This is a genomic window from Streptomyces sp. NPDC101227 (assembly GCF_044767545.1).
Taxonomy (GTDB): Bacteria; Actinomycetota; Actinomycetes; order Streptomycetales; family Streptomycetaceae; genus Streptomyces.
The window spans coordinates 137,942-163,654 of the sequence record NZ_JBIWOD010000004.1; the positions used below are offsets into that span (position 1 = coordinate 137,942).

Consider the following 25,713-nt stretch of genomic DNA (forward strand, 5'->3'; position numbering starts at 1 on the left):
ACCTCCCGGCGGGCCCCGCCCCCGGCCCCCGCCGGGCCCCTTTGTGCCCGGGTAGTGTGCCCGGAGATAGTGCCCGGGATTTGTCCCCGGGAAGCTACACGCTCGGCCGGTCTCGCGCGCCCCCTACCGGGGAGAAGACCGCCGGAATGCGGCCTTCTTGGCCAATCGGGGCCGATAGCCTCCCCCCGGACTCCGTCCGGGGACCCCCATCGCGGCCGTCGACCGCCGCGGCTATGCGTCCTCGGCCAGCTCCAGCCAGCGCATTTCCAACTCCTCGCGCTCGCCGACCAGTTCACGCAGCTGGGCGTCGAGTCCCGCGACCTTCTCGAAGTCGGTGGCGTGTTCGGCGATCTGCGCGTGCAACTTGCTCTCCTTGTCGCCGAGCTTGTCCAGCTGCCGCTCGATCTTCTGGAGTTCCTTCTGTGCCGCGCGGTTGACGGCCGCCGCCTTCTTGGGCGCGGCGGCCTGCTGTGCGGGGGCGGGCACCGCGGCCTCGACGACCTTCCGGCGGCGCTCCAGGTACTCGTCGATACCGCGCGGCAGCATCCGCAGCGCGGCGTCGCCGAGGAGCGCGAAGACCCGGTCCGTCGTCCGCTCTATGAAGTACCGGTCGTGGCTGATGACGATCAGCGAGCCGGGCCAGCCGTCGAGCACGTCCTCCAGCTGGGTCAGTGTCTGGATGTCGAGGTCGTTGGTCGGCTCGTCGAGGAAGAGGACGTTCGGCTCGTCCATGAGGAGGCGGAGGATCTGCAGGCGGCGGCGCTCGCCACCGGAGAGGTCGCCGACCGGCGTCCACTGCTTCTCCTTGGTGAAGCCGAATTTCTCGCAGAGCTGCCCGGCGGTCATCTCCCGGCCCTTGCCGAGGTCGACGCGCTCGCGCACCTTCTGCACCGCCTCCACCACCCGCCAGGACGGGTCCAGCTCGGCGACCTCCTGCGAGAGGTAGGCCAGCTTGACGGTCTTGCCGACGACGATCTTGCCGGCCGCGGGCTGCGCCTCGCCCTGCGTACGGGCCGCCTGCTCCAGCGCCCGCAGCAGCGAGGTCTTGCCGGCGCCGTTCACGCCCACCAGGCCGATCCGGTCGCCGGGTCCCAGCTGCCACGTCAGATGCTTCAGCAGCTCCTTCGGGCCGGCCTGGACGGTGACGTTCTCCAGCTCGAAGACGGTCTTGCCGAGGCGGGAGTTGGCGAACTTCATGAGCTCGGCGGTGTCACGGGGCGGCGGCACGTCCGCGATCAGTTCGTTGGCGGCCTCGATGCGGAAGCGGGGCTTGCTGGTGCGGGCCGGGGCGCCGCGCCGCAGCCACGCCAGCTCCTTGCGCATCAGGTTCTGCCGCTTGGTCTCTTCGGTGGCCGCGATCCGCTCGCGCTCGGCCCGCGCGAAGACGTAGTCGCTGTAGCCGCCCTCGTACTCGTGGATCGCGCCGCGCTGGACGTCCCACATCTGCGTGCAGACCTGGTCGAGGAACCAACGGTCGTGGGTGACGACCACCAGGGCGCTGCGGCGGGCCCGCAGATGGCCGGCGAGCCACGAAATGCCTTCCACGTCGAGGTGGTTGGTGGGCTCGTCCAGGACGATCAGGTCCTGCTCGGCGATCAGCAGCTTGGCCAGGGCGATGCGGCGGCGCTCGCCGCCGGAGAGGGGGCCGATGACGGTGTCGAGGCCCTTGTCGAAGCCCGGCAGGTGCAGATCGCCGAAGAGTCCGGTCAGGACGTCACGGATCTTGGCGTTGCCGGCCCATTCGTGGTCGGCCAGATCCCCGATGACCTCGTGCCGGATGGTGGCGGCCGGGTCGAGGGAGTCGTGCTGGGTCAGGACGCCCAGCCGCAGGCCGCCGCTGTGGGTGACCCGGCCGTCGTCCGCGTCCTCCAGCTTGGCGAGGATCCGGATCAGGGTGGTCTTGCCGTCCCCATTGCGTCCGACGACGCCGATCCGGTCCCCTTCGTTGACGCCGAGGGAGACACCGTCGAGCAGGGCACGGGTTCCGTACACCTTGCCGACGGCTTCCAGATTGACGAGGTTGACGGCCATCTCACTCCTGCGCTTCGGATCGATCGACCTCCCCAGCCTAGTCGCCGCCCGCGGGGCCCTTTGTCCCCCGTTGGATAGCGTTCCCGTCATGCGAACGGACGAGGCAGTGGAGACGGAACGCGGGCTGGTCTACGGCCCGAGCGGCAAGCGGCTGGACGTCCACCGTCCGGCGGGGGCGACCGGGCCGTGGCCGACCGTGCTGCTCTGGCACGGCATCGGCCCCGACGAGCGGGACGTCCTGGAGCCGCTGGCGCGGGCCGCGGCGGCGCGCGGCCTGCTGGTGCTGGTGCCGGACTGGCGGTCGGACGCCGCGGACGGCGGCCGGTCGCAGCTTCTGGAGTCGCTGGCGTTCGCGGGCAAGGAGGCGGGCGGGCTGGGCGGCGACGGGGAGTCGTGTGTCCTCGCCGGGTGGTCGGCCGGTGCCCCGGCTGCGCTGGGCGTCGCGCTGCGGCCACAGGGGGCGGCCGGCCCGCGGCCGTCGGCGATCGTCGGGGTGGCCGGCCGCTACGACCTGCCGGCCCGCACCACCGGCACGGCGGTGCTGGCCGATCTCGCCGCGGGCCTGGCGCCGGCCGTGCCGGTGCGCCTGGTGCACGGCGCCGACGACACCGTCGTGGACGCGCGGCACTCCCGGGACCTGGCCGCCGCGCTGCGCTCCGCGGGCCTGCCGGTGACCCTCCAGGAGCCCGGGACCGATCATGCGGGCGTCATCATGACCGCGTTCGATCCCGCCGCGAACCGCTGCCGCCCGACGACGGCGGAGCACGCCGTACGGGCCGGGCATCTGGTGGCCGACGCGCTGGCGGCCGAGGTGCCGGCGACCGGCTGAGCCGTCCGGTCAGCGCAGCGTCGCGCCCGGGGCGGGCGAGTCCGCCACCCGTACCTCACGGCAGGTGCCGGACTCCGCCAGCGCCGTCGCCACCTGCTGGGCCGCCTGCGCGTCCTTGACCAGGAAGGCGGTGGTCGGTCCTGAGCCGGAGACCAGCGCGGCCAGCGCACCGGCGGCGGTGCCGGCGGCCAGGGTGTCGGCCAGGGCGGGGCGCAGGGAGAGCGCGGCGGGCTGGAGGTCGTTGGTGAGGGCGGCGGCGAGGGCGGTGGCGTCGCCGGCTTCCAGGGCGGCCAGCAGTTCGGGGGCGGCCTCCGGCTCGGGCACGTGGGTGTCCTGCGTCAGCCGGTCGAATTCGCGGTAGACGGCCGGGGTGGACAGCCCGCCGTCGGCGACCGCGAAGACCCAGTGGAAGGCGTCGCCGACGGGCAGCGGCGTCAGCAGTTCGCCCCGGCCGCGGCCCAGCGCCGCGCCACCGACCAGGCTGAAGGGCACATCGCTGCCCAACTCGGCGCAGATGTCGAGGAGTTCGGCGCGGTCGGCGCCGGTGGCCCACAGGGTGTCGCAGGCGAGCAGGGCGCCGGCGGCGTCCGCGCTGCCGCCCGCCATCCCGCCCGCGACGGGGATGTCCTTGGCGATATGGAGGTGGACGTTCGGCTCGATGCCGTGCCGGGCCGCCAGGAGCTCGGCGGCGCGGGCCGCCAGGTTCGTACGGTCCAGCGGGATCTGGTCGACGTCATGCCCCTCGGCGGTGATCCGCAGGGAGTCGGCGGGGACGGCGGTGACCTCGTCGTAGAGGCCGACGGCGAGGAAGACGTTCGCCAGGTCGTGGAAGCCGTCGGGCCGGGCGGCGCCGACCGCCAGCTGGACGTTGACCTTGGCCGGTACCCGTACGGTGACCGACGCGCCGCTCGTCCCGCATGCCCTCATGCCGCATCTCCCTCTTCGTGCCCCTTGTGCTCGGCGATCCGCGCGAACTCCTCGACGGTAAGCGCCTCACCCCGCGCCTGCGGGGAAATACCCGCCGCCACCAGGGCCGCTTCCGCCGCCGCGGCCGAGCCGGCCCATCCCGACAGCGCCGCCCGCAGCGTCTTGCGGCGCTGGGCGAAGGCCGCGTCCACCACGGCGAAGACCTCGTCGCGGCTCGCGGTCGTCTCCACCGGCTTCTCCCGCCGTACGAGGGAGACCAGCCCCGAATCGACGTTCGGCGCGGGCCAGAAGACATTGCGGCCGATGGCGCCGGCCCGCTTGACCTCGGCGTACCAGTTGGCCTTGACCGACGGCACGCCGTAGACCTTGTTGCCGGGGCGGGCCGCGAGCCGGTCGGCGACCTCGGCCTGGACCATGACCAGGGTGCGGTCGATGGTGGGGAAGGTCGCGAGCATGTGCAGCAGTACGGGGACCGCGACGTTGTAGGGGAGGTTGGCGACCAGTGCGGTGGGCGCGGCGCCGGGCAGTTCGGTGATGTGCATGGCGTCGCTGTGCACCAGCGCGAAGCGGTCGGCGCGCTCGGGCAGCCGGGCGGCGACGGTGTCGGGCAGCGCGGCCGCCAGCACCTCGTCGATCTCCACCGCGGTGACCCGGTCGGCGGCCTCCAGCAGCGCCAGCGTCAGGGACCCGAGACCGGGCCCGACCTCGACCACCACATCGTCGGGCCGCACTCCGGCGGTCCGCACGATGCGGCGGACCGTGTTGGCGTCGATGACGAAGTTCTGGCCGCGCTGCTTGGTGGGACGTACGCCCAGCGCGGCGGCCAGCTCCCGGATGTCGGCCGGCCCGAGGAGGGCACCGGAATCGTCGCTGCTACTGCTGCTCTTGCTCACCCGTGAAGCTTACGGCCCGTACCCGGGAAGCCTGCCGCCCTCACCTGTGAAGCCTGCCGCCGCAGACCGGCCAGGGGCTCGCCCCCCGGGTCAGATACAGCTTCTTGGCGCGGAAGGTCTGCTCCTGGGCGGAGGCGTCCTGCGGGCGGCCGCTGCCGCCCAGGGCGTGCCAGGTGCCGACGTCGAACTGGTAGAGCCCGCCGTACACCCCCGAGGAATCGACCGCGTTCGGCCGCCCGCCCGCCTCGCACCGCGCCAGCGCGTCCCAGGCGAGGTGGTCGGCGCCCGCGACGGAGGCGGGCAGCGCCTTGGTGCCGATGTGCACGATCTGGGGGCGCGGCGCACGCACCACACGGGTGTGCACCCGCTGCGGTTTCTGCCGGACGCCGTTGACGGTGCGCAGGCGGTAGGTGACCCGCCGCACCCCGGGCCGTCCCTGCTGGACGACGGACTCGGTGCCGCGGGCCAGCCGGTCGTTGTGCCGCTTGACCGTGCGGAACCTGATGGGCTCCTCCCGTACCTCCTTCGAGCCGGTGATCCGCAGCACGGAGACGGTCTGCCCCTCGACCGGGAAGCTCTCCAGCGGCACCGAGGCGGTGTCCTCGTTGCGCAGCGTGAGCCCGGCGTCGGCGAGGGCTTCGCGGACGGTGGAGGCGTTGGTGCGGATGTGGTGTTCGCGGCCGTCGGCGACGAAGACCATGGAGCGTTCGGTGCGCACCGCCAGCTCCAGGCCGTGCCGCTCGATGCGGCGGGAGCGGGAGCTGGAGAGTACGGCGCCCTCGGCGCGGACGCCGAGCTGGCGCAGCGCACCGTCCACGGTGTCGGCGGTGGTCCACACCTGGCGGCGCTGTCCGTCGAGGGTGAGGACGACCGGGCGGCCGTGCCGGACGACGACCTCGTCGCCGCTGCGGAGTTCGGCGCCGGGGGCGGGCGCGACGATGTCGTGCCGGGCGATGTCCAGGTTCTCGTCGGCGAGGAGGTCGTCGACGCCTTCGGCGAAGGTGTGCAGGGTGCGCGGTTTGCCGTCGACGCTGAGGCGGATGGCCTTGTCGTGCGCGATGAAGGCGGTGGTGCCGCCGGCCAGGAAAGCCACGACCAGGGCCCGGGGCAGCAGCCGCCGCAGGGTTTCCGGGCGCTGGGGGACGCGCCTGCGACGGCCGCGCGCGGCGCGGTGGCTGCTCTGCGAAGGACTCACGACGCTCCAGATGCCACAGATCCGGTTGACGGCCGGAGGGTAGCGGAGCGACGGTGACTGTCCAAAGTCGAGCCACTACGGAGAGTGGTCGCGTGGCGGCCCGTGGCGTGGCTCAGTAACCGAAGGCGCGCGCCGTGTTCGCCGCGACGGCCGAGGCCAGCGCGTCCTCGGTCATCCCCTTGACCTGGGCCATCGCGCGCAGGGTGTGCGGAATCAGATAGGGCGCGTTCGCTCGTCCGCGGTACGGCACGGGGGTGAGGAAGGGGGCGTCGGTCTCGACGAGCACCAGTTCGGGCGGCGCAACGGCGAGCGCGTCGCGCAGCGGCTGGGCGTTCTTGAAGGTGACGTTGCCGGCGAAGGACATGAAGTAGCCGGCCTCGGCGCAGATCTTGGCCATCGCGGCGTCGCCGGAGTAGCAGTGGAAGACGGTGCGCTCGGGCGCGCCCTCCTCGCGCAGGATCCGCAGCACGTCCTCGTGCGCCTCCCGGTCGTGGATGACCAGGGCCTTGCCGTGCCGTTTGGCGATCTCGATATGGGCGCGGAAGGACCGCTGCTGGGCGGCCATGCCGTCGGGGCCGGTACGGAAGTAGTCCAGGCCGGTCTCGCCGACGCCGCGCACCTCGGGCCGGGCGGCGAGCGCGTCGATCTCGGCGAGCGCCGCGTCCAGGGCGGCGTCGCCACCGGGCTGCCGGGCGCCCTGCCGGGACCAGCCGTCGGGGTCACCGAGCACGATCCGCGGCGCCTCGTTGGGATGCAGCGCGACGGTGGCGTGCACGTTCTCGTACGCGGCGGCGGTGTCCGCGGCCCAGCGCGAACCGGCCAGGTCGCAGCCCACCTGCACCAGGGTGGTCACCCCGACGGAGGCGGCCCTGGCGAGCGCCTCCTCGACGGTCGTTTCCTGCATGTCGAGGTGGGTGTGCGAGTCCGCGACCGGTACCCGGAGGGGTTCGGGCAGCGGCGGCGGGGTGTTCTTGTCGTCCTGCGGTGCCATGGCCGCGATCCTATGAGGACCGCGGCCCGGCCCTCACCCGCAGAGGGTCACTTGCGGTGGTGCTGGAAGGGATGCAGCAGGTCGGAGAGGTGCCAGTGGTGGCGCTCGGCGCCGCTGTCTTCCGTACGGTCCTCGGCCGCCTTGGGGGCCGCAGCCTTCTTCGCGTTGTTGCCCTGACGCTGGTGCATGTTCGCTATCGCGTCGGAGACCATCGAGACCTGGCCCGAGCGCATGATCCGTACGACGTTGGTGCCGCAGTTCAGGCACGTGGGCCGGGTCAACGGGGACGGCACACGCTCGCCGTCCGCGTAGTAGACGACGTGCAGGTCGCCCTTGGCGTCCACCTGGTGGTCTATCTCGTACGCCTGCTCCCAGCCGTGTCCGCACTTCATGCAGGCGAAGGCGTACGCCTCACGCGCCGCGGGCTCGGCGGATCGGGGAAAAGGGGAAACTCCGCGCGGGGAAGTCGTGCTGCTGGTCTTGGCGATCTCGCTCATGTGCGCTCCCTCTTGTCCACAGGACAAGGCAAGGTTTCCGGGACCGTACGTCCCACCCCCAGTGGACGCCCTTTTCGGCCGGATGCGCAGCTGAGCTGCTGCCTATTGGCCCAGATTTGACAGGTGGCAGGGAAAACACCCCACTGCGCGACCTCTGCCTTTACCTTCCCGGTCAGTCATTTACCTTCCCGTGGGTCGGTTCTGGCCGAGAGGCGTTCTTGGCGGCGACCACCGCGTCGAAAACCTGCCGCTTGGGCAGCCCCGCATCCGCCGCAACCGCCGCAATGGCCTCCTTGCGACGCTCCCCCGCCTCCTCGCGCACCCGCACCCGGCGCACCAGTTCCTCGGGCCCGAGCTCATCGGGCCCGCTCTCCGGGGCGCCCTCGACGACGATGGTGATCTCGCCCCGTACGCCCTCCGCCGCCCAGGCCGCCAGCTCCCCCAGCGCCCCCCGCTTGACCTCCTCGTACGTCTTGGTCAGCTCGCGGCAGACGGCCGCCCGCCGCTCGGCACCGAACACCTCGGCCATCGCGGCGAGGGTGTCGTCCAATCGGTGGGGCGCCTCGAAATAGACCAGGGTCCGGCGCTCGTCCGCCACCTCGCGAAGCCGCGAGAGCCGCTCGCCGGCCTTGCGGGGCGGGAATCCCTCGAAGCAGAAGCGGTCCACCGGCAGCCCGGACACCGCGAGGGCGGTGAGGACGGCGGACGGTCCCGGTACGGCCGTCACCTTCACCCCGCGCTCCACCGCCGCCGCCACCAGCCGGTAGCCGGGGTCGGAGACGGACGGCATCCCGGCGTCGGTGACCAGCAGCACCCGGGCACCGCCCGCCAGCGCCTCCGCCAGCTCCGGCGTCCGCGCCGCTTCGTTCCCCTCGAAGTACGACACGATCCGCCCGGCCGGCTGCACCTCCAGCGCCTGGGTCAGCCGGCGCAGCCGCCGGGTGTCCTCGGCGGCGATCACATCGGCGGCCGCGAGCTCGGTGGCCAGCCGCGGCGGCGCGTCCGCGATCTCGCCGATGGGCGTCCCTGCAAGTACCAGCGTTCCAGTCACGCCCCCATCCTCCCAGGGCGCCGCGGCGCCCCGCGGCGGCGGGCCGGGGCAGGAGCCGTCGCCGGTCCGGAGAACCGTTTGGCCACAACCTCGACGGCGCGGCGCCCCGGTCCGCGGCGCTGAACGCCGCTCCACAGACTGCTTCCCTACGATGGGCCGGGTGACGAGTGACACCACCGCGACCGAGACCGGCGCGCATCGTGTCGGGTATCCGGCCCAGCAGCCCCCCGTGTGGCAGCGGCGGCTGCGCCGCTTCGGTTACCCGGTCCGCCCGCAAGGCGATCTCCGCGCGCGGCTGGTGCCCGCCTTCCCGCCGCCGGGCATCCGGCTGTGGGCGGTGTTCGGCGTGGGCCCGGCCGCCGCCGTGCGGCTCTCGCGCTGGGCGGCCTGGGGCGGTCCGCTGCTGGTGGCGCTGGTGGCGGGAGTGCTGCGCTTCTGGCATCTGGGCAGCCCGCACGACGTGATATTCGACGAGACGTACTACCCCAAGGACGCCTGGTCGCTGCTCCAGTACGGCTACGAGGGCACCTGGGACAAGAACGCCAACGCGGCGCTCGTCGGCCCGCACCCGAAGATCCTGCTCTCCCCCCAGGCCTCGTACGTCGTCCATCCCCCGATGGGCAAATGGCTGATCGCCCTCGGCGAAGCGGTGTTCGGCATGAACCCCTTCGGCTGGCGGTTCATGGTCGCCCTGCTGGGCACCCTGTCCGTCCTGCTGATCTGCCGCATCGGCCGCCGGCTGATGCGCTCCACGGCCCTGGGCTGCCTCGCCGGCGCCCTGCTGACGGTCGACGGCCTGCACTTCGTCATGAGCCGCACCGCGCTGCTCGACCTGATCGTGATGTTCTGGGTGGTCGCCGCCTTCGGCTGCCTCCTGGTGGACCGCGACCGCACCAGGGCCCGGCTGGCAGCGGCGCTGCCCGTGGGGCATGGGGGCACCTCCCGTTCGAGCGAAGCCGAGAATGGGGGAGGGGTGGCCCGGCCCGACGAGAAGGTCGGCGACCGGCTCCGGCTCGGCTGGCGCCCCTGGCGGATCACGGCCGGCCTCTGCCTGGGCCTGGCCTCCGCCACGAAATGGAACGGCCTGTACTACCTGGCCGCCTTCGCGCTGATGTCGGTGCTCTGGGACGTGGCGGCCCGCCGCACCGCCGGCGCCCGCCGGCCCTTCCGCGCCGCCCTGCGACGCGACGTCCTGCCCGCCTTCGGCGCCACCGTCGTCGTCGCCCTCGCCACCTACCTCGCGTCCTGGTCCGGCTGGATCGCCACCAAGGGCGGCTACTACCGCGACTGGGCCACCAACACCGCCGAGGGCCACACCGGCTCCTGGACCTGGCTGCCCGACTGGCTCCGCAGCCTGTGGCACTACCAGACCGAGGTGTACGCCTTCCACACCGGCCTGACCACCCCGCACACCTACCAATCCAACCCCTGGAGCTGGCTGGTCCTGGGCCGCCCCGTCTCGTACTTCTACAAGGACCCCGCAGCCGGCCACCAGGGCTGCACCGCCGTCGAGGGCTGCGCCCGCGAGGTCCTGGCCCTGGGCACGCCGCTGCTGTGGTGGGCCGCCTGCTTCGCGCTGCTCTACGCCCTCTACCGCTGGCTCTTCAAGCGCGACTGGCGGGCCGGCGCCATCGCCTGCGGCGTCGCGGCCGGCTATCTGCCCTGGTTCCTCTACCAGGAACGCACGATCTTCCTCTTCTACGCCGTCGTCTTCGTGCCGTTCCTGTGCCTGGCGCTGGCCATGATGATCGGCGCGATCATCGGTCCCCCGGGCGCGAGCGAACGCCGCCACACGATCGGGGCGGTGGGCGCCGGGGTCCTCGTCCTCCTCATCATCTGGAACTTCATCTACTTCTATCCGCTGTACACGGGCATGCCGATTCCGAAATCGGCCTGGCACGGGCGGATGTGGCTGGACAGCTGGGTATGAGGCCGGGGCGGCGGGCGCCGGGGTGAAATCACTCGCCCGGGTGCTCGTCGCGCAGCGCCCGCGCGCCCGCCCCGTCAGCTGTTCGTGGTCCCTCCCGAGGCCCCACCACGGCCGGCTCCCCACCTTCAGCGACATCACAGGTTCGCAACAGGTGCCTCACAGCGCGTCACCGGACCGTGCCCTGATCGAGACTGACCGACGCCCGCTCGTTTCCCCGTGTCCCTTAGAGTGCGACGCACGTTCTTGTGTGCGTATCCAAGGACAAGCTCTCTGGGAGGGGATCGGTGGCATGCGCCGCGAGGTGAAGTACGGACTGATCGGCGGATCGGTGGCCCTGGTGGCGGGAGTCGTCGGCGGCTTCACGCTGTTCGGTGGCTCGGACGACGACAAGTCGCCGCAGCAGGTCACGTCCGCGGACGCCAAGTCGGGCGGCAACGCGCCCTCCGTGAAGACCGGCCCGCTCAGCGCCAAGGAAGTACAGGCGACGTCCCAGGACTTCCTGAACGCCTGGCAGTCCGGCGACGCCGCCAAGGCCGCCGCGCTGACGGACAGCCCCGACGCCGCCAGGAGCGCGCTGGAGACCTTCAGCAAGCAGGCGAAGTTCTCCAAGGTGACGGTGACTCCGGGCACGCCGACGGGCGACAAGGTGCCGTACACCGTCACCACCCAGATCGACTACAACGGCACCAAGTCGCCGTACTCGTACCCCGCCTCCGCGACCGTCCACCGGGACAAGAGCACCGGTAAGCCGCAGATCACCTGGCAGCCGGCGGTGCTGCACCCGGGCCTGGCCAAGGGTGACGAGCTGCGTACGGGCGAGGCCGAGGCGCCGCCGATCAAGGCCGTGGACCGCAACGGGGTCGAGCTCACCCCCGAGGCGCACCCGACGCTGGCCGGGATCCTGGACAGCCTGCGCGAAAAGTACGGCGCCAAGACCGGCGGCAAGCCCGGCGTGGAGCTGTTCATCCACCGCGCCAAGACCGCCAAGCCCGCCGAGCAGCAGGCCGACAAGACGCTGAAGGTGCTCTCCAAGGGCACCCCGGGCACGCTCAAGACCACCCTGGACGCCAAGCTCCAGACGGCGGCCGAGAAGGCGATCAAGGGCAAGAAGTCCGCCTCGGCGGCCGCGGTCAAGCCCAGCACCGGTGAGATCCTGGCGCTCGCCAACTCCCCGGCGAAGGGCTTCAGCATGGCTACCCAGGGGTCGCTGGCCCCCGGCTCGACGATGAAGATCGTCACCTCGGCGATGTTCCTGGACAAGGGTCTGACCTCGCCCGGCAAGAAGCACCCGTGCCCCAAGTACTTCACGGTCGGCGGCTGGAAGTTCCAGAACGACGGCAAGTCCGAGATCAAGGACGGCACCTTCGCGCAGAGCTTCGCCGCGTCCTGCAACAACGCCTTCATCTCGCTGGCGCCCAAGCTCAAGGACGACGACCTCACGAACGAGGCGCGGGACGTCTTCGGCATCGGCCTGAACTGGCAGACCGGCATCCCCACCTTCGACGGCGCGGTGCCGGTCCAGTCCGACGCCCAGATGGCGGCGTCGCTGATCGGGCAGGGCGGTGTGCGGATGAACCCGCTCAACGTCGCCACGTTCGCCGCCACGGTCCACGCCGGCTCCTTCCACCAGCCGTACATCGTCGCGCCGTCGCTGGACAACCGGACCTTCGCCAAGGCCGCCCGCGGCCTGAAGCCGTCCACCCAGTCCGGCCTGAAGTCGCTGATGAAGCTGACCGCGACCTCCGGTACGGCCGCCGAGGCGATGGCCGGGGTCGGCGGTGACATCGGCGCCAAGACCGGCTCGGCCGAGGTCGACAACCAGAAGAAGCCCAACGCCTGGTTCACCGCCTACCGCGACGACCTGGCCGCGGCGGCCGTCGTCCCGGCGAGCGGCCACGGCGGCGCCAACGCGGGCCCGGTGGTCCGCTCCATCCTCACCGCAGGCTGAGGCGGCGGGGCACCGAGGTGCCCCTCGTCTCATCGGCCGGATTTCGTTCGCATGGCCCGTACAGCTTTCGCTAGCGTGCGGGCCATGAGCGATTCCGCGCCCGCCGCCCCCACACACCGAACCCGCAGCTCCCGGGCCCGTCGCCGCCCCGCCGAGGCGCTCCGCGCACCGCGCCCGGCCCTCGCGGCCGGCCGCTGCGCCGGGGCCCGCCTCGCGGACGCGCGCGAGCGCACCGCGTGACCCCGCTCGTCGTCGCGGCGGTCCTGATAGCCGCCGTCACCCACGCCAGCTGGAACGGCATCGCCCACGGCATCCGCGACCAGCTCCTCGCCTTCACCCTGGTCGGCGGCGGCGGTGCCCTGTGCGGCATCGCCATAGCGGCCTTCACCCCGTTTCCCGCGGCGGCCGCCTGGCCCTACCTCCTGGGGTCCGCCGTCCTGCACGTCGTCTACCAGGTCCTGCTGATGCAGTCGTTCCGGCTGGGCGACTTCGGCCAGATGTACCCGATAGCCCGCGGTACAGCGCCCCTGGCGGTCACCGTCCTCGCCGCCGTCTTCGTGCACGAGATCCCCGACGCCTGGGCCCTGGCCGGCGTGGCCATAGCCTCCGCCGGGCTGGTGGGCGTGGCCCTGTGGGGCATCCGCGGCGCGGAGACCAAGCCGCACTGGCCGGCCATCACCGCCGCCCTCGCCACCGGCCTGTCCATCGCCTCGTACACCACCGTCGACGGCCTGGGCGTACGCGCCTCCGGCACCCCCCTCGGCTACATCGCCTGGCTGATGATCCTCGAAGGCCTGGCCATCCCCGCCTACGCCCTCGCCACCCGCCGCGGGGAGCTCCTCACCGCGCTGCGCCCCATGGCCCTGCGCGGCCTGGCCGGCGGCGTCCTGTCCGTCTTCGCCTACGGCCTCGTCCTGTGGGCCCAGACCCGCGCTCCCCTGGCCCCCATCGCGGCCCTGCGCGAGTCCTCGATCATCGTCGGCGCCGCCATCGGAGCGCTCTTCTTCAAGGAACGCTTCGGCGCGCCCCGCATCGCGGCGGCGGGCCTGATGGTGGTGGGCATCGGGCTGATGCTGCACTCGGGGTGAGAGGCCGGGCGCGCCGTCCGAGGGGGTACGGCGGGGTCACCCGCCGATGCGGGAGGCGACGGCGCGCAGCAAGGCCTGGGCCCGCGGGTCCGCCGTCACGTTTTTCTGCATGCCATTCGTGATGTAACCGAAAGCGAGGCCGCTTTCGGGATCCGCGCAGGCAAGTGCGCCGCCCCGCCCCGGGTGCCCGAATGCCCCCGGCCCCAGAAGCGGCGAAGCCGCCCCGTGCAACATAAAGCCGAGACCGAATCGCGTATGGACCAGCAGCGTACGGTCGAGCCCGGCGGATTCCTCGGTGCGCGCAAGCGTCAGCGTGGCCGGCGCAAACACACGCTGATGCCCGTCAACGGGCCCTATCAACGCGGCATAACACCGCGCCAGCGCACGCGCCGTGGCAATTCCGGCCGACGCCGGGAGTTCGGCGGCCCGGTATTCCGGGGAATTCTCATCGGCGGCGGGAGATATCGCGCCGAACGCCCGCCGCGTGAGCGACGAGGGATCCTCATACGCCTCGGCGACCGCCCGCTTGGGACGCACCCGCAGCCCGGCGGCCCCGGTCCCGGCCGGCGCCTCGATGTCGGCGAGCCGACCCACCCGGGACTGCATTCCGGCGGGCAGCCCTATCCACAGATCCAGCCCCAGCGGCCCGGATATCTCCTCGGCCACCCAGCTGCCGAGCGTCCGCCCCGTCACCCGCAGCACCAGCTCGGCGATGAGCCAGCCGTAGGTCTGCGCGTGGTAGCCGTGCTCGGTCCCCGGCTCCCAGACGGGCGCCTGGGCGGCCAGCGCCGCCGGCCCGCTGACCCCGTCGATGGCCTGCGTGGGCGTCAGCGGCGTATCCACGACCGGCAGCCCGGCCCGGTGCGACAGCAGATGCCGTACGAGCACCCGCTCCTTGCCTGCCGCCTTGAACTCGGGCCAGTACGTGCCGACGGGCGCGTCCAGATCCAGCAGCCCGCGCTGATGCAGCAGCAGGGGAACGATCGCCGCCACGCCCTTGGTCGCGGACCGGACGAGCTGCGCCGTCCCCGCCTCCCAGGGCTCCGGCGAGGCACCGTCCCCGTCCTTGGCGCCGCCCCACAGGTCCACGACCTTGCGCCCGTGCAGGTAGACGGCGACCGCCGCCCCGCGCTCCCCGCGCCGTGCGAAGTTGTCCGCGAAGGCGTCCCGGACCGGCTCGAAGCCGTCCTCGACCGTGCCCTGGACGTCCACCACTGATTCCCGCTTCCCACTCATCCGTCGCATTGGTGACCCATCAATGGTGCAACGCGGGGATCAGTGCTGATGACCAGGGCCCGGGCCAGTGGGATTCGTCACAACATCCCGGCCGGGGAGGCGGTTCACACGGGCAGCGTGACCGACCGGGGGTCGAACCCGAAAGGCAATTCCAGCCGGTGGGTCCGCATCAGCTCGTCATCACACAACAATTCCTGGGTGGTTCCGTCCGCGACAATCACTCCGCCCGACAGCACAACGGATCGCGGACACAGTTCCAGCGCATAGGGCAAATCATGCGTGACCATCAGTACGGTCACATCCAACGAACGCAGAATATCGGCGAGTTCGCGCCGCGAGGCCGGATCAAGATTGGATGACGGCTCGTCGAGTACGAGAATCTCCGGCCGCATGGCGAGCACCGTGGCAACGGCGACCCGCCGCCGCTGCCCGAACGACAGATGGTGCGGCGGCCGGTCCGCGAACTCAGCCATGCCGACCCGTTCGAGCGCCTCCGTCACCCGCCCCTCCAGCTCGGCGCCGCGCAGCCCCGCCGCGGCCGGCCCGAAGGCGACATCCTCCCGGACGGTCGGCATGAACAGCTGGTCATCGGGATCCTGAAAAACGATCCCCACCCGCCGCCGGATCTCGGCGAGATGCTCCTTGCCCACCGGCAGCCCGGCGACGGCCACGGACCCGGCCCCCGCCTGAAGGATCCCGTTCAGATGCAGGACGAGCGTGGTCTTGCCCGCACCGTTGGGCCCGAGCAGCGCCACGCGCTCACCGCGGCCGACGGACAGATTGACCCCGAAGAGCGCCTGATGCCCGTCGGGGTAGGCGTAGGCGAGCCCGGAGACCTCTAGCGAGGGGGGCGTAGCGGTCGGCGTGGTCGTACTCACAGCGTCCATCCCAGAAGGCATACGGCAAGGGCGGCAACAGGCAGCGCGGCGGCGTGGGTCCATTGTGTGCGGGTGGCGGCGGTGTCGGTCAGGACGGGCATGGTGCCGGTGTAGCCCCGGCTGACCATGGCGAGGTGGACGCGCTCGCCCCGCTCGTAGGAGCGGATGAACAGCGCGCCGGCGGACTTGGCGAGGACCCCCCAGTGCCGTACGCCGCGGGCCTCGAAGCCCCGCGAGAGCCGGGCGATCCGCATCCGCCGCATCTCGTCGGTGATCACATCGCCGTAGCGGATCATGAACGAGGCGATCTGTACGAGCATCGGCGGCATCCGCAGCCGCTGGAGCCCCAGCAGCAATTCACGCAGCTCGGTCGTCGAGGCGAGCAGTACGGAGGCCGCGACCCCCAGCGTGCCCTTGGCCAGAATGTTCCAGGCTCCCCACAGCCCGGACTCGCTCAGGCTCAGCCAGCCCAGATGCACCCGCGGTCCCTCCGCCACGAACGGCATCAGCACCGCGAACGCCACGAACGGCACCTCGATCAGCAACCGCTTGAGCAGGAACCCGGCCGGAATCCGGGCCACGGCCGCGACCGACGCGATCAGGACCGCGTACAGCGCGAAGGCCCAGACCGCTTCCCGCGGCGTGGAGACCACGATGAGCACAAAGCAGAAAACGGCGGCGATTTTGCAGTGCGGCGGCAGCGCGTGCACCGGCGAATGCCCGTGCCGGTAGAGCTTGTGCGCGTGCCCGGCACCCATCAGACACGCCCGCCCGGGGCCTCGGCGGTCCCCGCGGCCCCGGCAGGCTCGACGGCCTTGCGCCGCCGCAGCACCACGAAGACCCCGGTCCCGACGGCGAGCGTCGCCCCGACCCCGATCACTCCGGCGAGCCCACCGGCCAGCCGCGCATTGCCGATGTCCTTCACGCTGTAGTCGGCGAGCGGCGAGTCCTTGCTCGCGTGCTCCTTGGTCTTCGTGTCGATCCCCTGATCGTGGGCGACCTTCTCCAGGCCGTCGGGGCTGGCGGACGCGTAGTAGCTGATACCGCCCGCACACAGCAGCGCGGCCGCCAGGCCGGCCCACCAGACCCGGCGAACGGAGCGGCGGGGAGCCGGGGCGGCCGGGGCCGCGGCGCCGGGTCCGGTCTCGCGGGCGGCCGTCGTGACCTCGTCCGCAGCCGGCGTTGGAACATCGAGCGGCGAGGTCCGCAGCTCCAGCGGCTTGGTCAGCCCGCGCGCCCCGTACACCAGGTCCGGCCGTACGGCGATCACCGCGCCCACCGTCAGCGCCGTGATGACGGCCTCGCCCAGACCGATCAGCACATGCACCCCGACCATGGCCGTGAACACCTTGCCGATCGGCACATCGGTGGTCCCGCCCAGCGCGAAAATGGCGGTGAAGGCGACCGCCGCGGCCGGCACCGAAATCAGGGCCGCCACGAACGAGGCGACCGTGATCGACCGCCGCTGCCGCGGCAGGACCTTCACCAGTCCGCGGAACACGGCATAGGCGACGACCGTCGTCACGATCGCCATATCGCTGATGTTCACGCCCAGCGCCGTCAGCCCACCATCGGCGAACAGCACCCCCTGCATCAGCAGCACCACCGACACACACAGGACACCCGTGTACGGCCCCACGAGTATCGCCGCGAGCGCACCGCCCAGCAGATGCCCGCTGGTCCCGGCCGCGACCGGGAAATTCAGCATCTGCACGGCGAAGATGAAGGCCGCCACCAGCCCGGCGAGCGGCGCCGTACGCTCCGCCCCCGCCCCGGTGCCGCCCGGCACCGCACCCGCCAGCTCACGCCGCGCGCCGCGCAGGCTGACCGCGACCGCGACCGCGGCGACCGCACCGGTCGCCACCGACACCGGCGCATTGATGAATCCATCAGGTACGTGCATCTCAGGCTGTCTCCGCTTCGGGCTCTGCAACCAGCCAATGGTGAGGCCTCCTGCAAAGGTGTTGCAAGAGCGCCCACAGTGCGAAACGCCACAGCATCCTGTTACCGCCCCCTAACGCAGTGCACGCCCGGCCCGCCGGGCGGGCGCGGGCGCGGGCCCGGCCCGGCCGGGCGCGGGCGCGGGCGGGCGCGGGCCGGGCGCGGGCCGACGCGGGCGCGGGCCGGGCGCGGGCCGACGCGGGCGCGGGCCGGGCGCGGGCCGACGCGTCCGGTCCCCGTTGGTCGCGCCCCCGCCCCCGCACACGGCGGGCGGCGCGGGTGGGTTTATGCGGGTGGGGCTTGGCGGGTGCGGCTTGGCGGGTGGGGTTAACCCGCCAAGAGATACGCCGGGTAGCGGGCGGGCCGTGAGCGCGCCCCGCCGGAAGGATCGGCACTGTCCAAGAGCCGCCCCCGATCTCCTCGCACCGGGCCCTGTCCCGTCACTCCCGCCCCGATTCCCCGCCCCCGCCCCCCCCACCCCCACCTCCACCCCATACCTCTCCCGAATCGAGGCCCCCGTGACGCACACCGCGCAACAGCCCCCGTCCATCGCCCCGGCCCGTCGTGAGCCCACGCCTCCCGCGCCGGTGCGTGCCGCATTCGCCCTGTGGGTAACGGCCGTGGCCGCCGGCGCCTTCGAGACGGTGCTGGCCGTCGGCCGGATGGTCGCCGAGGGCTCGGGCTCCGTCCCCGCGATCGCCGTGGGCCTCACGGTCCGGCTCGCCGTCTTCACCGCCGCGCTGCTGATCGCCCTCCGGATGCGCCGCGGACGCGGCTGGGCCCGGATCACGCTGGCGCTCGGCCTCGGCGTCGCGGGCACTGCGTCGATGGTGGTCGAGCCCCTCCGCGCCCTCGCCCAGGGCCACAGCCCCGGCGCGGCGCTCGCCCAGGCCGACGCGCTCGACCTCGTCTTCGGAGCCAGCCGGGCGCTGCACGTGACCGCCGTGCTCACCGCCGTGGTGCTGATGTTCCTCCCCGCCGCCAACTCCTACTTCCGCGCCCGTCGCGGCTGAGGGGAGTCAGGCGCGCCCCGGCGCCCCGGCCCGTATGTGGCGTATGACCACGGTGAGTTCGGCGCGACCGGATGGGTCTCCGCCGCCGGCGAACGAGAGCTTCCGCCGGGTGATGTCCTGTGCCATGTCGAGACCTCCCTTGTGCTCCGCGAAGAGTCCATCTCACCCTTACAAAGAGAAGAACACCGCGAGGGCGGGGCGGGTTGCAGGCGGGACGGGCCCGTCCGCCTCCCGGTCAGCCGCGCATCCGGCCGTCCCGCTGCACCAGCAGGCTCCCCAGGGCCGTGCGCCGGTGCAGAACCGCCCGCCCCGCGCGGACCGTGGTGATCAGGCCCGCGCCGCGCAGCGCGGCCGTATGGGCGGAGGCGGTGGCGTTGCTGACGCCCAGGCCGCGGGCGAGCCCGCTGGTGGTGTGCTCGTCCGCGAGGCGGTGGAGGATGTCGAGGCGGGTGCGGCCGAGGACGGCGGCGAGCGCGTCGTCCGTGCCGTCGGCCCCCGCCGGCGTGAGGGGCAGGCCCGTACCGGCCGGGTAGGTCAGGTGCAGGGGGCGGTCGGGCAGGTCGGAGAGGAGGGGGTGGCCGGTCCAGTGGAAGGTGGGGACGAGGACCAGGCCGCGGCCCGCCAAGGCGATGTCACGGTCGGCGGGAGACGCGAACTCCCAGACGTTGTCCCGTAGTTGGGAGGTGGGGGCGAGCTCCGCCAGCGCGCCGGCGATGCCGTGCTCGGCCGCCGTCAGGGCATGGCGGGTGAACTCCGTCCGGTGCAGGTCCTGGATCTGGGGCCATACGGGGCGCAGCGCCGTATCGAATGCGGCTCGCTGGGCGCGGCGGAGGAGTTGCCAGGCGTCGGTGTCGCCGCGGTGCAGGCCGCGGATCCACGAGGGTGCCGGGGCCGGGTGGTGGATATGTACCCGCTCGAGTTCGGCGCGGACCAGGGCGGGGGGCGAGGCGCGTACGGTGTCCAGGCCTTCTCGCAGGCTGTCGCTGAAGACGTCGAGGAAGAGGGGGGCCACGCCGGCGGGAACCACGTCGCGCAGCGGGCCGACGGCGGCCGGCAGGGAGCGGAGCAGCCGGCGCCGCCAGTGGCCGAAGAGGAGCTCCTCGTCGGGGAGGCACATCTTCATCAGGGCCACGTTCAGCTCTTGCAACGGGGCGGGCCGGGGCGCGAAGCGGACGCGGGCGAAGTCATCGGCCGTGAAGTGGATCCGGATGACCACTACTCCCCCTCCGGGCGCCGCGCCATCGTTTCGGGCAGGGCCTGAACGTTCGCCCGTCCTCCTCGCCGGGGCCAGCATTCGGGGCACCGGTCGGTCCCCTTCATTCATCCAGGGGTGCGTCACCAGGCGCAAGGACCGACGTCACAACGGGCTTGAGGGGGAACGATGTTCGCAGGAGCGGTCGGCCGCGGCGAGGTGGACCGGCGGACGGTCATCAGGACGGCGGGGGCAGCCGCCGCCGCGCTGGGGGCCGGGATGCTGCTCGACGGCTGCGGTACGGCGGGGGCCAACTCCGCGAAGGGGCACGGGGCGGGGGCCGCGCAGGACCGTCGGGCGAGGGCGAGGGTGGGGGCCGGGGACGGTGGGGCCGGTCTCACCCTTCGCCTCCCGGCCCCGACCGGGCCGCACCCGGTCGGGGCGGCCACGCTGTATCTGGTCGACCGGTCGAGGCGCGATCCCTGGGAGCCGGCGATCGCGGTACGGGAGGTGATGATCACGGTGTTCTATCCGGCCCGTGCCGTCCGCGGGTACCCGCTCGCGCCGCAGATGGCCGGGGACGCCGTGGAGTTGTTCCAGGCGATCGACGTCCGCGTACACCACCTGCCGGCGGAGGGGGTGGACTGGGCGGCGACCCGGACCCACTCCCACTCGGGTGCGCCCGCGCGGCCCGTCCGGCGGCCGGTGCTGCTGTACACGCCGGGCGGCGGCGATGCGCGGACCCTGGGCACGGGGCTCGCCGAGGAGCTGGCGAGCCGCGGGTATGTGGTGGTGACGATCGACCATCCGGGGGATGCCGGTGAGGTCGGCTTCCCGGTGGCGCGGGCGGGGCGGGAAAGGGTCCGGGCCACCGTCTTCCGGGGCGATCCCCGGGCCGATCCCCGGCGGTTCCGCACCATGATCGACACCCGGATCGCGGACATCCGCTTCGTGCTGGGGCGGCTGGCGGCGCTGGTCGCCGGGCGCAACCCGGACGCGGCGGGCCGCGCGCTGCCCAAGGATCTGGGGCGCGCGCTGGACCTGCGGCGGGTGGGCGTCTACGGCCACAGCGCGGGCGGCACCGCGGCGGCCGGGGCGCTGTACGAGGACCGGCGCATCGGCGCGGCGGTCAATCTGGAGGGCTACCTGGACCAGCCGCCGGAGCGGCCCGGAGCGGAGGGGAAGCCATACCCGGTCGCCCGGCACGGGGTGGACCGGCCACTGCTCCTGGTCGGCAGCGAGAACTTCCCCACCCGCAAGGAACGGGACCGTTCCTGGTCGGCCCTGCTCGCCCACTCGCCGGGGCACGCACGGCGGCGCGGGATCGACGACGCCGCTCACTGGGTCTTCACCGACTACGCCGCCCTGGCGCCCCAGCTCCAGGCCGCCGGGCTGATGCCGGCGCACGACCGGAACGCGCTGGTCGGCGCCCTCGACCCGGCCACTGCGGTGCCGATGGTCCGCGCGTATGTGCACTCCTTCTTCGCCCGGCACCTTCCCGTGGGCTGATCGGGCGCGGATCGGGCGCGGATCGGGCGCCGAGTTGCCGCCCTCCCGCTCCCCCGAAACCATGGTGGCGTGAGCGACGCACGCGAGTCCGTCGGGCCACCGCCGGAGACGAACCCCGCCAAGCCTCACGGACGGCTGCGCCCCACGGCGGCCACACCGGACCCACCACCCGCCTCCTACCTGCGGTTTCCGCATCTGCACGGCGACCTGCTGTGCTTCGCCGCCGAGGACGACCTGTGGGTGGCCCCGATCGCGCCGCCGGGCGAGGAGCCCGGCCGCGCCTGGCGGCTGACCGCCGACCGCACCCGCGTCGGCCACCCCCGTTTCTCCCCCGACGGCCGCCAGATCGCCTTCACCACCTGGCGCAGCCTCGACCCGGAGGTGCATCTCGCGCCGGTCGACGGCGGTCCGGCGCGGCGGCTGACGTACTGGGGCAGCACGGACGCCCGCGTCTGCGGCTGGACGCCGCCCGACCAGGAGGGCAATCCCCATGTCCTCGCCGTCTCCTCGCACGGGCAGCCGTTCTCGTACTACTCGTGGTCGTACAGCCTGCCCACCGACGGCAGCCCCGGTGGTCAGCTGCCGTGGGGGCCGGTCTCCGACATCGCGGTCGCCGATGTCGAGGGGGAGCACCGCACCCTGCTGCTGACCGGCAAGCCCCCGCACGAGCCCGCCTCCTGGAAGCGCTACCGGGGCGGCGCGATGGGCCGCCTGTGGCTGCACGGCAAGCGGCTGCTGCCGGAGCTGTACGGGCATCTGGACTCGGTGATGTTCACCGGTGGCCGGATCGCGTTCCTGTCCGACCATGAGGGCATCGCCAATGTCTATTCGTGTCTGCCGGACGGTACGGATCTGCGGCGGCACACGGACCATGCGGACTTCTACGCCCGGCACGCCTCGACGGACGGCTCGCGCATCGTCTACCAGTGCGCGGGCGACATCTGGCTGGTCGACGACCTGAGCGCGGGCGCCGTACCGCGCAAGCTGGCGGTCAAGCTGGGCGGGCCGCGGGCCGGACGCCGTCCGTACCAGGTCCCGGCCGCCGCGCATGTGACCTCGCTCGCGGTGGACTCCACCGGGCGGGCCAGCGCGGTCGGCGTCCGCGGCAGCCTGTACTGGCTCACGCACCGCGACGGCCCGGCCCGTTCGATCCACGACGTCCCGGGCGTACGGGTCCGGCTGCCCGAGATGCTGGGCTCGACCGGGCGGATCGCCTATGTCACCGACGCCGAGGGCGACGACGCCATCGAGATCTCCGACCTGCCGCGGGCCAGCGCCGCGCACACTCCGCTGCGGCTGGCGGCGGGCAGGCTGGGCCGGGTCCACGAGATGGTCTCGTCCCCGGACGGCGAACGGGTGGCGGTGGCCTCGCACGACGGCCGGCTGCTGCTGGTGGACACGCGGGCGCCGGAGGAGACGGCCGAGGACGAGCCGGGCCGGCCCGGCGACGTCACCGAGCTGATCGCCTCCGACAACGGGCCCGTGCGCGACCTGTCCTTCTCCCCCGACTCCCGCTGGCTGACCTGGTCACACCCCGGTATCGGCCGGTCGCTGCGGCTGATCAAGATGGCCCGGCTTGCGGACCGCACCGTCGTGGACGTCACCAACGGCCGCTTCGAGGACGAGCAGCCGGTGTTCACCCGCGACGGGCGCTATCTGGCGTTCCTGTCGTGGCGCGGCTTCGACCCGGTCTACGACGTGCACACCGGCGACCTGTCCTTCCCCCTGGGCTGCCGGCCCCATCTCGTCCCGCTGTCCTCCGCCACCCCCTCGCCCTTCGCGCTGTCCCCGGAGGGGCGGCCCGCGGCGGGCGGGCTGGACCCGGCGGAGAACCCGCCGCCGGGGGAAGGCCCGGTGCTGGTGGAGGTGGAGGGGCTGGAGAACCGGGTCACGCCGTTCCCCGTCGCCGCGTCCAAGTACTCGGCGCTGCAGCCGGTCGCCGGGGGCGGGCTGGTCTGGCTGCGCTGGCCGATCTCCGGGGCGCTGGGCGAAACGTTCGCCAACCCGGCCGAGACGTCGGGGCGGCCCACCCTCGAACACTTCGATCTGACCAAGGCGCGGCGCACCGAACTCTCCGGCTCCCTGGACTCGTTCGCGCTCAGCGGCGACGGCACCCGGCTGGTCCTCAACGACGAGGGCGATCTGCGGGCCGTCCCCGCGACCGAGCCGCCCGACGCCGACTCGACGGTCTTCCTGGATCTGCGGCGCATCTTGCACGACGTCGAACCGGAGTGGGAGTGGCGCCAGGCCTTCGACGAGGCGGGCCGGCTCATCCGGTCGTACTTCTGGGAGCCGGGGATGTGCGGCATCGACTGGGACGAGGTGCTGGCGCAGTACCGGCCGCTGGTCGAACGGGTCGCCTCGCCCGACGAGTTCGCCGATCTGCTGCGGGAGGTGCTGGGCGAGCTGGGCACCTCGCACGCCTATGTCGCCGGCGCCCGGCGCAATGAGGGGCCCCCGCACTACCAGCGGCCCATCGGCCTGCTGGGCGCCAACTTCTATCCGCGGGAGGGACGTTGGGTGGTCCAGCGGATCCTGCCCGGCGAGTCCTCCGACCCCAAGGCGCGTTCCCCGCTGGCCGGTACGGGCATCCGCGAGGGCGCCGCGCTCACCCATGTCGACGGCCGCCCGGTCGACCCGGTGGCGGGCCCTTATCCGCTGCTCGCCGCGGCCGGGGGCACCACCGTCGAGCTGACCTTCGCGCCGGCCGAAGGCACCGGCCCCGCGCGCCGGATCGCGGTCGTCCCGCTGATCGACGAGCGGCCGCTGCGCTACCAGGACTGGGTCGCCAAACGCCGCGCCGTCGTCCGGAAGCTGAGCGACGACAGATGCGGCTATCTCCACATCCCCGACATGGGCGGCTCCGGCTGGGCCCAGTTCAACCGCGATCTGCGGCGGGAGATGTCCATGCCCGCGCTGATCGTGGACGTACGGGGCAACGCGGGCGGCAATATCTCCGAGCTGGTCGTCGAGAAGCTGACCCGCACCATCATCGGCTGGGACCTGACCCGCGGCGCGCGGCCCGTCTCGTACGCCAGTACCGCACCGCACGGCCCGGTGGTCGCGGTCGCCGACGAGATGACCTCGTCCGACGGCGACATGATCACCGCGGCCTTCAAGCTGCTGGGCATCGGCCCGGTGGTGGGCATGCGCACCTGGGGCGGGGTGGTCGGGATGACCGGCCGGCACCGGCTCGCCGATGGCACCACGATCACCGTGCCGATGAATGCCGCGTGGTTCCAGCTGTACGGGTGGGGCGTGGAGAACCACGGCGTCGAGGTCGACATCGAGGCCCTGCGGTCCCCGGTGCACTGGGCGGAGGGGCGGCATCCGCAGCTGGGGGTCGCGGTGCGCACGGCGCTGGAGCTGCTGGAGCGGCATCCGGCCGCGACACCGCCGGACCTGTCGGAGGTGCCGGACCGGGCGCGGCCGCCGCTGCCGCCCCGGGGCGGGTGAGCTCTCCGGACGTCCGCCCAGGCCCCGGCTCATTTACCGTCGATCAGGAATTTCTCGCCGTCCGCTCCGGTACACGGCTCCGCCCGCGCCACGGCCCCGTCCGCCGCGGCCCGGCCGCCCTCGACGGCGAGGCAGCGGTCGACGCCGTCGCCCGTCCGGAACCGGTACGCCGCCTTCCCGGCCGGTTCGATGCGGAACCGCTGTGCGGGACCGGCGGTCGAGCAGTCGTCGTGCGGCTCCAGCAGTCCGTCGAGCGCCGGCTCGTGCAGCAGGACCAGACAGCCGGTGCCCTCGTCCGGGTGGTCCCACTGGATGCGGTAGTACCCGGCCCCGGCGGCCTTGAGACGGGTGTGCGGCGGCACCGCCTCCGTGCAGGGCCGCTGGACGGCGACCGTGCGGTAGCGATGCGCGCGCAGCACCCGCCCGTCGGTCAGGCACAGGGCGGGCGCACGCAGGGGATGGATGCGGACCTCGCCGGCGGGCGGCGACGCGACGGCCGGCGCCTCCTTGCCGACCAGTAGCCGCACGCCGACGGCGGCCAGGACCGCGGCGAGGGCGGCGGCGACGATCAGCGTGATGCGCTTCGGTCTCTTCCGGTACGGCCGCTGCGACGGGGCGTGATCCGGGGCCGGCGCGGGGGTTTGCGCCGGGGCCGTCCGCGTCCCGGCCGCGATGCGCCGCCGCGCCGCCAGCCACTCGCCCGCCTCGGCCTCCGTGCCGCCGCAGGCCCGGACGAACGCCTCGACCGTCTCCGCCCTCGGCAGGGCGTTCCTGCGCAGGGCGTCGGCGAGCGTGCTCCGGGCGAGTACGGCGCCCCCCTCCGCCGCCCGCCGCTCCAGCTGACGGTAGGTCAGGCCCGAGTGTTCCTTGAGTTGTTGCATCAGCCCGACGAATGCGGCCGCGTCGCCGGCCGCGCCCGGGCGTAAGTCCCCCGTGCCCCCCGTATTGCCCATGGGCGTCATTGAACCGCCACCCGGCGAAAGCCACAACGGGCCGTCGCGGACCCGGCCGCGCACCTCCGTGACCTGCCCGGACAGCGGCGGACTGTCCCGGACAGCCGTTCCCCTTGCCGGACGGTGGCGCCCCCAGCACAGTCGTGTCCTGCCCG

The 25,713-nt window shown here is 73.0% G+C and carries 21 protein-coding genes; 8 read left to right on the plus strand and 13 right to left on the minus strand.

Annotated features, from left to right (window positions below; all coding sequences use genetic code 11):
* Positions 1-231 precede the first annotated feature (231 nt).
* The gene (locus ACIRPT_RS10220) at positions 232-2,031 is read right to left on the minus strand and encodes an ABC-F family ATP-binding cassette domain-containing protein (protein WP_403824937.1); all 1,800 of its coding nucleotides are present in this window, start codon (positions 2,029-2,031) and stop codon (positions 232-234) included.
* 88 nt (positions 2,032-2,119) lie between these two features.
* Between ACIRPT_RS10220 and ACIRPT_RS10225 the strand changes: the two genes are divergently transcribed.
* Positions 2,120-2,860 carry an alpha/beta hydrolase gene (locus ACIRPT_RS10225; protein WP_403824940.1) on the plus strand — a complete coding sequence of 247 codons (741 nt, stop codon included), beginning with the start codon at positions 2,120-2,122 and terminating at the stop codon, positions 2,858-2,860.
* A gap of 9 nt (positions 2,861-2,869) precedes the next feature.
* On the opposite strand, the gene ACIRPT_RS10230 is transcribed toward ACIRPT_RS10225, so the two are convergent.
* The 6 genes from ACIRPT_RS10230 to rsmI form a co-directional block, all read right to left on the minus strand.
* Complete coding sequence (locus ACIRPT_RS10230; protein WP_403510310.1) at positions 2,870-3,787, minus strand: 4-(cytidine 5'-diphospho)-2-C-methyl-D-erythritol kinase; 918 nt, start codon at positions 3,785-3,787, stop codon at positions 2,870-2,872.
* Entirely contained in the window at positions 3,784-4,680 is an 897-nt protein-coding gene (gene rsmA / locus ACIRPT_RS10235) for a 16S rRNA (adenine(1518)-N(6)/adenine(1519)-N(6))-dimethyltransferase RsmA (RefSeq protein WP_403510313.1), read from the minus strand. The genes ACIRPT_RS10230 and rsmA overlap by 4 nt, the downstream gene beginning before the upstream one ends.
* 40 nt (positions 4,681-4,720) lie before the next feature.
* A complete protein-coding gene (locus tag ACIRPT_RS10240; RefSeq protein ID WP_403510316.1) occupies positions 4,721-5,875 on the minus strand; it encodes a ubiquitin-like domain-containing protein in 1,155 nt (384 codons plus the stop codon).
* A gap of 112 nt (positions 5,876-5,987) precedes the next feature.
* Positions 5,988-6,866 (minus strand): TatD family hydrolase, encoded by an 879-nt coding sequence (locus ACIRPT_RS10245; protein ID WP_403510319.1) that lies wholly within the window; start codon positions 6,864-6,866, stop codon positions 5,988-5,990.
* Positions 6,867-6,913: 47 nt separating this feature from the next.
* Positions 6,914-7,363: a hypothetical protein gene (locus ACIRPT_RS10250; RefSeq protein WP_403510322.1), complete on the minus strand. Its 450-nt coding sequence runs from the start codon at positions 7,361-7,363 to the stop codon at positions 6,914-6,916.
* Positions 7,364-7,535: 172 nt separating this feature from the next.
* A complete protein-coding gene (gene rsmI, locus ACIRPT_RS10255) occupies positions 7,536-8,414 on the minus strand; it encodes a 16S rRNA (cytidine(1402)-2'-O)-methyltransferase (RefSeq protein ID WP_403510325.1) in 879 nt (292 codons plus the stop codon).
* A gap of 151 nt (positions 8,415-8,565) precedes the next feature.
* On the opposite strand from rsmI, the gene ACIRPT_RS10260 reads away from it, so the two are divergent.
* The 4 genes from ACIRPT_RS10260 (at position 8,566) to ACIRPT_RS10275 (ending at position 13,380) form a co-directional block, all read left to right on the plus strand.
* Complete coding sequence (locus ACIRPT_RS10260) at positions 8,566-10,344, plus strand: dolichyl-phosphate-mannose--protein mannosyltransferase (RefSeq protein WP_403824945.1); 1,779 nt, start codon at positions 8,566-8,568, stop codon at positions 10,342-10,344.
* A 289-nt stretch (positions 10,345-10,633) separates the two neighbouring features.
* Positions 10,634-12,292: a penicillin-binding transpeptidase domain-containing protein gene (locus tag ACIRPT_RS10265; RefSeq protein ID WP_403824948.1), complete on the plus strand. Its 1,659-nt coding sequence runs from the start codon at positions 10,634-10,636 to the stop codon at positions 12,290-12,292.
* Between the two features lie 84 nt (positions 12,293-12,376).
* Positions 12,377-12,532 carry a hypothetical protein gene (locus tag ACIRPT_RS10270; RefSeq protein WP_403824950.1) on the plus strand — a complete coding sequence of 52 codons (156 nt, stop codon included), beginning with the start codon at positions 12,377-12,379 and terminating at the stop codon, positions 12,530-12,532.
* Positions 12,529-13,380 (plus strand): EamA family transporter, encoded by an 852-nt coding sequence (locus tag ACIRPT_RS10275; RefSeq protein WP_403824951.1) that lies wholly within the window; start codon positions 12,529-12,531, stop codon positions 13,378-13,380. The genes ACIRPT_RS10270 and ACIRPT_RS10275 overlap by 4 nt, the downstream gene beginning before the upstream one ends.
* Before the next feature lie 36 nt (positions 13,381-13,416).
* Here ACIRPT_RS10275 and ACIRPT_RS10280 read toward each other — a convergent pair whose 3' ends face one another.
* From ACIRPT_RS10280 to ACIRPT_RS10295, 4 genes are all read right to left on the minus strand, one after another.
* The gene (locus ACIRPT_RS10280) at positions 13,417-14,616 is read right to left on the minus strand and encodes a serine hydrolase domain-containing protein (protein WP_403824954.1); all 1,200 of its coding nucleotides are present in this window, start codon (positions 14,614-14,616) and stop codon (positions 13,417-13,419) included.
* A gap of 104 nt (positions 14,617-14,720) precedes the next feature.
* A complete protein-coding gene (locus tag ACIRPT_RS10285; protein WP_403510457.1) occupies positions 14,721-15,515 on the minus strand; it encodes an energy-coupling factor ABC transporter ATP-binding protein in 795 nt (264 codons plus the stop codon).
* Entirely contained in the window at positions 15,491-16,252 is a 762-nt protein-coding gene (cbiQ, locus tag ACIRPT_RS10290; protein ID WP_403824957.1) for a cobalt ECF transporter T component CbiQ, read from the minus strand. The genes ACIRPT_RS10285 and cbiQ overlap by 25 nt, the downstream gene beginning before the upstream one ends.
* Entirely contained in the window at positions 16,252-17,397 is a 1,146-nt protein-coding gene (locus tag ACIRPT_RS10295; RefSeq protein ID WP_403824960.1) for an energy-coupling factor ABC transporter permease, read from the minus strand. Before ACIRPT_RS10295 ends, cbiQ begins: the two co-directional genes overlap by 1 nt.
* Positions 17,398-17,953: 556 nt before the next feature.
* Between ACIRPT_RS10295 and ACIRPT_RS10300 the strand changes: the two genes are divergently transcribed.
* Positions 17,954-18,448, plus strand: a complete 495-nt coding sequence (locus ACIRPT_RS10300) for a hypothetical protein (RefSeq protein ID WP_403824962.1) — start codon at positions 17,954-17,956, stop codon at positions 18,446-18,448.
* A gap of 235 nt (positions 18,449-18,683) precedes the next feature.
* On the opposite strand, the gene ACIRPT_RS10305 is transcribed toward ACIRPT_RS10300, so the two are convergent.
* Positions 18,684-19,664, minus strand: a complete 981-nt coding sequence (locus tag ACIRPT_RS10305; RefSeq protein ID WP_403824965.1) for an ArsR/SmtB family transcription factor — start codon at positions 19,662-19,664, stop codon at positions 18,684-18,686.
* Positions 19,665-19,829: 165 nt separating this feature from the next.
* Here ACIRPT_RS10305 and ACIRPT_RS10310 point away from each other — a divergent pair, with 165 nt between their 5' ends.
* Both ACIRPT_RS10310 and ACIRPT_RS10315 read left to right on the plus strand, forming a co-directional pair.
* A complete protein-coding gene (locus ACIRPT_RS10310) occupies positions 19,830-21,149 on the plus strand; it encodes an alpha/beta hydrolase (RefSeq protein ID WP_403824968.1) in 1,320 nt (439 codons plus the stop codon).
* Positions 21,150-21,284: 135 nt separating this feature from the next.
* Entirely contained in the window at positions 21,285-24,605 is a 3,321-nt protein-coding gene (locus ACIRPT_RS10315) for a S41 family peptidase (protein WP_403510460.1), read from the plus strand.
* 29 nt (positions 24,606-24,634) lie between these two features.
* On the opposite strand, the gene ACIRPT_RS10320 is transcribed toward ACIRPT_RS10315, so the two are convergent.
* Positions 24,635-25,558, minus strand: a complete 924-nt coding sequence (locus tag ACIRPT_RS10320; RefSeq protein ID WP_403824971.1) for an XRE family transcriptional regulator — start codon at positions 25,556-25,558, stop codon at positions 24,635-24,637.
* Positions 25,559-25,713 lie beyond the last annotated feature (155 nt).